Consider the following 7,562-nt stretch of genomic DNA (forward strand, 5'->3'; position numbering starts at 1 on the left):
GGGAGATCCACTGCCCGTTAAGAACCTTATCATAAAAGTAATGCCATCTCACCATCTATAAAAACATCTCATAAAATAGAAATAAATTTATTTAGGGAGGAGTTGTTTCTTTTGAGTCAGTTTAATCCATCGAAGCTGCATGTGAATTATATGCCGCCTACTACATCGTATGAGCCGGTCGCAGGAAGAAAATATACACTTACACATTCAGATAAAACAGGGGATTTATTCTTAAATATTGGAAGCAAATATGATTTAAATACAATTAATAAGAAAAACAGGGATGAAGTTTTAGCAAACTGGATGTTTCGGCAAGGACAATATTTATTAATGGGAAAAGTATATGTAACCGGTGGAGAATTTAACGAACAATTATCTAAAATACGTTTCACTATTTTTCAAAAGGAGCTTCCGCTCGCTTTAACAGCAATTATATATGGTGACCGGAAATTTTACTCTTACCATCCTTACCTTCTTGATGCCCCAATTTATATTCAATTCGAATCAAGTTTACCTGAATTTCATCGGCTCATGTACTGTGGTACCCCGAGGTGGTATTTGCTAACTGCTTGAAAAATTTTTTCCTAAGAAGATATATTCAAATAGATCTACCTATTTTAAGATTTTCCTAAAGCCTCGTCATCGGCAATAACTGTAACAGAAGGATGGGCTTGTAATACTGATGCTGGGAAGTTTTCACTTAGTTCTCCTTGTAATAATTGAGTTAAAGCTTCTTTTTTGCTTTTTCCCGAAATAAGCAATAAAATTTCTTTACTTCTCATAATACTTGCGATTCCCATTGTAATAGCATGGGTTGGTACTTCATTCGGATCATCAAAAAATCTGGCATTTGCTTCCCGTGTTGATGGAGTCAGCTCAATAATATGGGTTGTAGATTGAAAGGATGTTCCAGGTTCATTAAAACCGATATGGCCATTGCTTCCTATTCCTAATATTTGAAGATCTACACCTCCATGTTCTGTTAGCAGATTTTCATACTCTTGACATTGCTGCTTAGGATCATCTGTATCGCCAAGCGGGACATGTGTATGAGATTTTGGAATATCAATCTGATTGAATAAATGTTTATCCATGAAATAGCGGTAGCTGTTCGGATTTTCACTTGAAAGTCCGATGTATTCGTCCAAGTTAAAAGAAGTAACATGTTTATATGAAGTTCCATTTTTTTGATGATCTTTTACTAAATAATTATACAATCCGACCGGCGTTCCACCAGTTGCGAGTCCAAGGTTTAAATTTGGGTTACGGTGTATTTTTTCAATTATAAATGCAGCAGCTTTTTTGCTCATTTCATCATAATCTTTTACTTTCACTATATTCATTCTGCTTTTTCTCCTTTTTGATAAGAAAGTTTCCCTCGGCAAAAAGTCATCGCCACTTCTAAATGTTCATCCAGGATGACGAGATCTGCGTCTTTTCCTTTGGCAATGCTTCCTTTACGGTCTGTAATATTCAATTGTTTTGCAGGGTTCACGGAAGCCATTTCAATCACATCTTCCAATGAACATCCGGTGAAATGGATCATATTTTTCAAAGCATGTCCAAATTTTAAAATACTTCCGGCAAGGGTCCCGTCTTTTAATAGTGCTTTTCCGTTTTCTACCGTCACAGGCTGGCCCCCGAGATCGTAAATCCCATTTTTTAAACATTTTGCACGCATTGCATCCGTTATTAAAATTAATCCTTCTTTTTGTTTTTGGTTATAAGCGAGTTTTACCATTTCAGGATGGATATGAATACCATCGGCAATAATTTCTGCTTTTAATTCATCATGAAGAAATGCCGCACCCACTACACCAGGTTCACGGTGATGCAAGCCTCGCATTTGATTAAAAAGATGGGTTACTTGGCTTGCTCCAGCTTTAATCGTATCAACGACCTGTTCGTATGTCGCATCAGAATGACCGATAGAAGCGATAATTCCGTTTTCTTTTAAATGTTTTACGAGCTCTAATCCACCAGGCTGTTCAGGTGCCAATGTTACTTCTTTAATAGAATCGTTTGATAGTTTATTCCATCTTTTAAAAGTTTCTAGATTCGGATCAACGATAAAATGGACCGGCTGTGCTCCTGCTTTTTCTTTATTTACAAATGGACCCTCCAAATGGATGCCGAGAATTTCCGCGGCTCCGGGTTCCTGATTTTTATCCATATAGCTTCCAATATTTAAAATTGCTTTTTCAATTGCTTCACTGCTTTGTGTAATAGTTGTTGCTAAAAAACTCGTTGTTCCTTCTTTCGGAAGTGCTGATGCCATCGTTTGCAACGCCTCGGTTGTCGCATCCATCACATCTGCACCATTCACTCCATGAATATGCATATCAACGAAACCTGGAACTGCTTTAAATGTGGAGGGAATTTCAATTACTTGATATTCTTTTTCATTTCTACATTCTTCTATCGGTCCATATGATATTATTTTCTTATCTTTTAATTGGATATAACCTGACTTAATTTTTTCACCTTCCGCATATATTTGCATTCCTTTTAGCATAATAGGTAATAATTTCAATCCGCTCAATCCCTTTCGATTGATGTTTTCTTAGTATATAAAAAGGTAAAATATCTATACAAGTTAATTTCATTGTACCTATTTCCAAAGAATATTATCAATAATGAGCAGTTAGATTATTTAGAAGGGAAGATGATGTTATGTTTGGTTTATTTAAGCGAAATAATAAAGAAGAAAAGAAAGAAGAACAAACTGTTGTTCAAAATGGTCAGGATTTCCTTATGCCGATTGAAGGGGAAATTATTCAAATTACCGAAGTAAATGACCCTGTATTTGCAGAAAAAATGATGGGAGACGGTTTTGCTATTATTCCTGAGGCCGGATCGGTTATTGCTCCGGTAGATGGTAAAATCGTCAATGTTTTTCCGACAAAGCATGCAATAGGAATCCAGTCAAAACAAGGGCATGAATTTCTAATCCATGTTGGTTTAGAAACCGTCAATTTAAAAGGAGAGGGCTTCACTGCACTCGTTAAAGATGGAGACGAGGTCAAAAAGGGACAGGAAATTTTGACATTCGATTTAGATTTTATTAAAGAAAAAGCTGCTTCGTCCGTTGTCCCGATTGTATTTACAGATTCCACACAGATCGATATAAAAAAATTAGGCAAGGTGAAGCAGGGGGAAAACAATATTATATCGTTTGAATAGCATCTATAGACAATCAGCAGGAGGTTTTCATCCATGAAGAAGGCTTTTGAAAAAGCGCAGCAATTTGGTAAATCGTTTATGCTTCCTATCGCTGTTTTACCTGCAGCCGGTTTGTTATTAGGAATAGGAGGGGCATTATCTAATCCTAATACAGTGGCAGCTTATCCATTTTTAGATATCGGATGGCTTCAGGCTATTTTTACAATTATGAGTGCTGCAGGAAGTATTGTATTCGGAAACTTGCCGATTATCTTTGCAGTTGGTGTGGCTATTGGTTTAGCCCGTTCAGATAAAGGAACTGCTGGACTCGCTGCAATGATAGGTTATTTTGTTATGAATAGCGCGATAAATGCCTTGCTTTCTTTAACTGGAGAGCTTGCTAAGGATAATTTAGCAGGAGAAGGGCAAGGGATGGCTGTCGGGATTCAAACTTTAGAGACCGGAGTATTTGGCGGTATTATTATCGGAATTGTCGCAGCTCTTTTACATAATAAATACAATAAAATTGAGCTGCCTCAAGTGTTGGGTTTTTTCGGGGGTTCTCGATTTATTCCTATTATCGTTTCTTTTACTTCTATTTTTGTAGGAGCCGCTCTTTTTATCATTTGGCCTTATTTCCAGCTTCTTATTAATCAACTCGGGACAATTGTAACGAATACTGGAGCAATAGGAACTCTTTTCTACGGATTTATTTTACGTATGCTTGGACCGCTTGGCTTGCACCACATTTTTTATCTTCCATTCTGGCAGACAGCTCTCGGCGGTACGATGGAAATTGGAGGAAGATTGATTAGCGGTACACAAAATATTTTCTTCGCACAATTAGGTGACCCTTCCACAACACAATATTATGAGGGTGTGTCGAGATTTATGTCTGGACGCTTTATTACAATGATGTTCGGTTTACCAGGCGCAGCACTGGCAATTTATCATTGTGCTAAAAAGGAAAATAAAAAAGTTGTTGCCGGAATTCTTCTTTCAGCAGCTTTAACTTCTTTTTTAACAGGAATTACAGAACCTCTTGAATTCAGTTTCCTATTCGTTGCGCCGCTTCTTTATGTCGTGCACGCTATCTTTGACGGTTTTGCTTTTATGATGGCAGATATTTTTAATATTACAGTCGGACAAACTTTCTCAGGAGGATTCATTGATTTCATTTTATTCGGAATTCTTCAAGGTGTTAGCAAAACGAACTGGCCATATGTGTTATTAATAGGAATTCCATGGTTCTTCTTATACTATTTCACATTTAGATTTTTAATTAAGAAAAATAATTATAAAGTTATCGGACGTGAGGATGAAAAACAGCAAGTTTCAGAACAGCAGGTTTCAGCTACAGAACGTGCTAAAACAATTGTCCATGGACTAGGCGGAGCCGATAATATTGATGTTGTTGACTGCTGTGCAACCCGTCTTCGTGTGACGGTTAAGGACGAATCATTAGTAAACGATGACACAATTAAACAGACCGGTTCAAAAGGAATTGTAAAAAAAGGAACGGGCGTACAAATTATATACGGACCACAAGTTACGATTGTAAAAAATGAAGTGGAAGAATATTTAGATCAATGATCAATATAAGGATGTGTCTGCATGCATCAAATACTAGAACAAATAAAAAAAGGATTAATCGTTTCCTGCCAGGCATTAGATGGTGAGCCGCTGCACAGCTCGTTTATTATGGGACGGATGGCATTAGCGGCAAAAGAGGGGGGAGCGGTCGGCATCAGGGCCAACTCTGTTACGGATATTATGGAAATTAAAAAACAAGTCGATCTGCCGGTAATAGGGATAATAAAGCAGGTATACGGGAACAATCCTGTCTTTATTACACCAACGATGAAAGAAATTGATGCGTTGGCAGAAACGGGTGCAGAAATTATCGCCACAGATGCAACGAACCGAAAACGCCCGGATGGCAGTGATTTAGAAGCATTTTATAATGAGGTAAAATCAAAATATCCGAATCTTTTGCTCATGGCAGATGTTTCTTCAGTGGAAGAAGCTATTGCTGCCGATGAACTGGGATTTGATATTGTTGCCCCGACTCTATACGGATATACGGAAGAAACAAATGGTTTAAAAATAGATGATCATAATTATGACGTTATTAAGCAAATCGTAAATGAAGTAAAACATGCAAAGGTGATAGCAGAAGGAAATGTCTCTACGCCGGAGATTGCCAAGTCTGTACTCGATCTTAATGTCCATGCTGTAGTTGTCGGCGGTGCAATTACGAGACCACAAATTATTACGAAAAGATTTGTAGAGGCTATGAAGGAATGAATAAGAAAAGAAATAGGAGATCGAGCTTTTTGTTTCTGGCTCGATTTTTTTTATTGCTTTCTAAACGAAAAATCACTAAATTTGAGCAAAATATGCCGAATTCAACAATAAGGAATGTCACTTATGTTAGCTAGTTTTATATAAACCTTATATTTAGTCTAATTTTGCTCAATTAATGATGTAAAATTTGATTAGCAAGAGATTCATAATTAGTAAAGGAGTTCAAATTATATGATGTGGAAAAATTATATCCATTCAATCTCTAAAGAATATAATTTTAGAGATCCAGCAGCTGAATCAGAAATCACTCAAATTAAAGAAGAGCTAAATGTAGAATTACCAGAGAAATTAATAAAGCTATTCGATGAAACAAATGGAGTTTTTGATATTTATGATTATCCCTTGATTTGGTCAGCTGAACAAATGATAGAAGAAAACTTGTTTTATAGAAATGACGAGGAATATAAAGATATATTCATGCCTTTTGATCATTTATTGTTTTTTGCTTCGGCTGGAAACGGTGATTTATTCGGTTATGCGATTTTAAATGGCCATATTCAAAAAGAGGATATATATGTATGGGATCATGAAGACGATAGCCGGAGATGGATTGCTTCTTCTTTAGAAGAATTTATTAAAGGTTGGATTATTAGTGAAATTTCTATATAAAAGGGGAAGAAACTTGTGGATTATAACTACGAAGAATTGATTGAAGACCTGACTAGAGGACGGGAAATTGAGTTTATTTATAATAATGAACATTATTATATTGGCTGTGGAACAGGAAAATTTATGTTTTGGAAATTCTATGATTGCACAAGTGAAATTATAGGAGAAAATGTGGAAGATTTACTTCAAAAAGTGAAACTAGACGGAAAGTCAATTATGGATGTATGGGGTTTAATTAAGATTGATACAGTGTTCTAAATATTTGTTATTTCCTAGGCGTGAAATCTCGGAACATGGACAAGATTAGCATGGATTTATTCCACTTTTAACTGTATACAATATCGATTATGTTAACTAAGGTACTTATAAATCAATTTAACAGGATTTTTAATCACTTTTATGGTAAATTATGTTTAGTTATTAAAAATAACAAAATTAGACTTTGGATAGTAAATAAGGAGAGATATATGTATACATACGAAGCATTTGAGACATTAGGAGTATTTGCTTTATTGAGACCAGTTTTTATTACATTTCTAGCCATTTCAATTCTTTTGTTTTTAATATTAATCTCAACAAAAAAGAATATAATTAATGGGCTTACTGTTATTATTCTATCATTCATTTCTATATTGGTATCTGGCCAGCTTTTATATGATATTGGAATTATTGCTGATGAGACTAACTTAGGAGGAGATTCTGTCAGTTTTTATATGTTTTTTGCAATTTTAGCTCTAAGTTTTATTAATCCTTTAATCTATTTTAATAAATTTATTGAAATCAAGAATAATGAGGTCTAATTTTGTGCTGTGTAAAATGTCAATTATGTTAACTAGATTGATAAAAGTACTTATTTGGATACTTTAAAGTCTTCTTTAACTGACGAGGCAGATTAGTTAAACAAAGAATGGTAAAATAGAGAAAATAAATATGTATTTCAAGTAAATATTTGGGGGCAAGATTATGTGGTATGAACATTTTACTAATAATAAGTTCATCTCAATGATATATACGAATGTACCCTCTTTGAAAAACTTACGAATTGAAAAGATTGAAATATCTCGTGAGGGCGATAGAATAACAGTTGGTTTTGATTTACCTTTTTTCGCCGATGAACCACCAAAAAAATGGCTTGAAAGAGGTTATACAACTACTTATATTGAAATTGACTTCTTTGATATTCAAGAAGTGAACATAAAATCAAGTAAAAATACGTATAGAGGAGATATTAACATAAAAAAGGATGAAGCAGATATTTTTATTGTTAATATAACAGGAACTATTAGTGCAGAAATAAAAGCAGGTAGTGGCATTATTCAATCTGTTAGAGGATATTAGATATAATTTCCTTTAATTAATGGGGGCTTTAATTCAATAAACAACTAAAAGGATCTTTAATCTGAACTGCACTCCAATTGTTAGAC

At 34.9% G+C, this 7,562-nt stretch carries 10 protein-coding genes; 8 read left to right on the top strand and 2 right to left on the bottom strand.

Annotation, left to right across the window (positions count from 1 at the left end):
* Positions 1-111: 111 nt before the first annotated feature.
* Positions 112-573: a staygreen family protein gene (locus BFA01S_RS20155; protein ID WP_066235189.1), complete on the top strand. Its 462-nt coding sequence runs from the start codon at positions 112-114 to the stop codon at positions 571-573.
* A gap of 44 nt (positions 574-617) precedes the next feature.
* Here BFA01S_RS20155 and nagB read toward each other — a convergent pair whose 3' ends face one another.
* Together nagB and nagA are read right to left on the bottom strand one after the other, a co-directional pair.
* Positions 618-1,343 (bottom strand): glucosamine-6-phosphate deaminase, encoded by a 726-nt coding sequence (gene nagB / locus BFA01S_RS20160; RefSeq protein WP_066235192.1) that lies wholly within the window; start codon positions 1,341-1,343, stop codon positions 618-620.
* A complete protein-coding gene (gene nagA / locus BFA01S_RS20165) occupies positions 1,340-2,515 on the bottom strand; it encodes an N-acetylglucosamine-6-phosphate deacetylase (protein ID WP_066235207.1) in 1,176 nt (391 codons plus the stop codon). Before nagA ends, nagB begins: the two co-directional genes overlap by 4 nt.
* Positions 2,516-2,673: 158 nt before the next feature.
* On the opposite strand from nagA, the gene BFA01S_RS20170 reads away from it, so the two are divergent.
* The 7 genes from BFA01S_RS20170 (at position 2,674) to BFA01S_RS20200 (ending at position 7,476) form a co-directional block, all read left to right on the top strand.
* A complete protein-coding gene (locus BFA01S_RS20170; RefSeq protein WP_066235194.1) occupies positions 2,674-3,183 on the top strand; it encodes a PTS sugar transporter subunit IIA in 510 nt (169 codons plus the stop codon).
* Positions 3,184-3,216: 33 nt separating this feature from the next.
* Entirely contained in the window at positions 3,217-4,755 is a 1,539-nt protein-coding gene (locus BFA01S_RS20175) for a maltose/glucose-specific PTS transporter subunit IIC (protein ID WP_066235196.1), read from the top strand.
* A 21-nt stretch (positions 4,756-4,776) separates the two neighbouring features.
* Positions 4,777-5,469, top strand: coding sequence for an N-acetylmannosamine-6-phosphate 2-epimerase (locus BFA01S_RS20180; protein ID WP_066235198.1), 693 nt, complete (start codon positions 4,777-4,779; stop codon positions 5,467-5,469).
* A 234-nt stretch (positions 5,470-5,703) separates the two neighbouring features.
* Positions 5,704-6,138, top strand: a complete 435-nt coding sequence (locus BFA01S_RS20185) for an SMI1/KNR4 family protein (RefSeq protein ID WP_066235208.1) — start codon at positions 5,704-5,706, stop codon at positions 6,136-6,138.
* A gap of 15 nt (positions 6,139-6,153) precedes the next feature.
* Positions 6,154-6,396 carry a hypothetical protein gene (locus BFA01S_RS20190; protein ID WP_066235200.1) on the top strand — a complete coding sequence of 81 codons (243 nt, stop codon included), beginning with the start codon at positions 6,154-6,156 and terminating at the stop codon, positions 6,394-6,396.
* Between the two features lie 209 nt (positions 6,397-6,605).
* Positions 6,606-6,938 (top strand): hypothetical protein, encoded by a 333-nt coding sequence (locus tag BFA01S_RS20195; protein WP_066235202.1) that lies wholly within the window; start codon positions 6,606-6,608, stop codon positions 6,936-6,938.
* Positions 6,939-7,101: 163 nt separating this feature from the next.
* On the top strand, positions 7,102-7,476 hold the full coding sequence (locus BFA01S_RS20200) for an Imm50 family immunity protein (RefSeq protein ID WP_066235204.1): 375 nt from the start codon (positions 7,102-7,104) through the stop codon (positions 7,474-7,476).
* The last annotated feature ends 86 nt before the right edge of the window (positions 7,477-7,562 follow it).

Source organism: Metabacillus fastidiosus NBRC 101226 (genome assembly GCF_001591625.1).
GTDB lineage: Bacteria > Bacillota > Bacilli > Bacillales > Bacillaceae > Metabacillus > Metabacillus fastidiosus.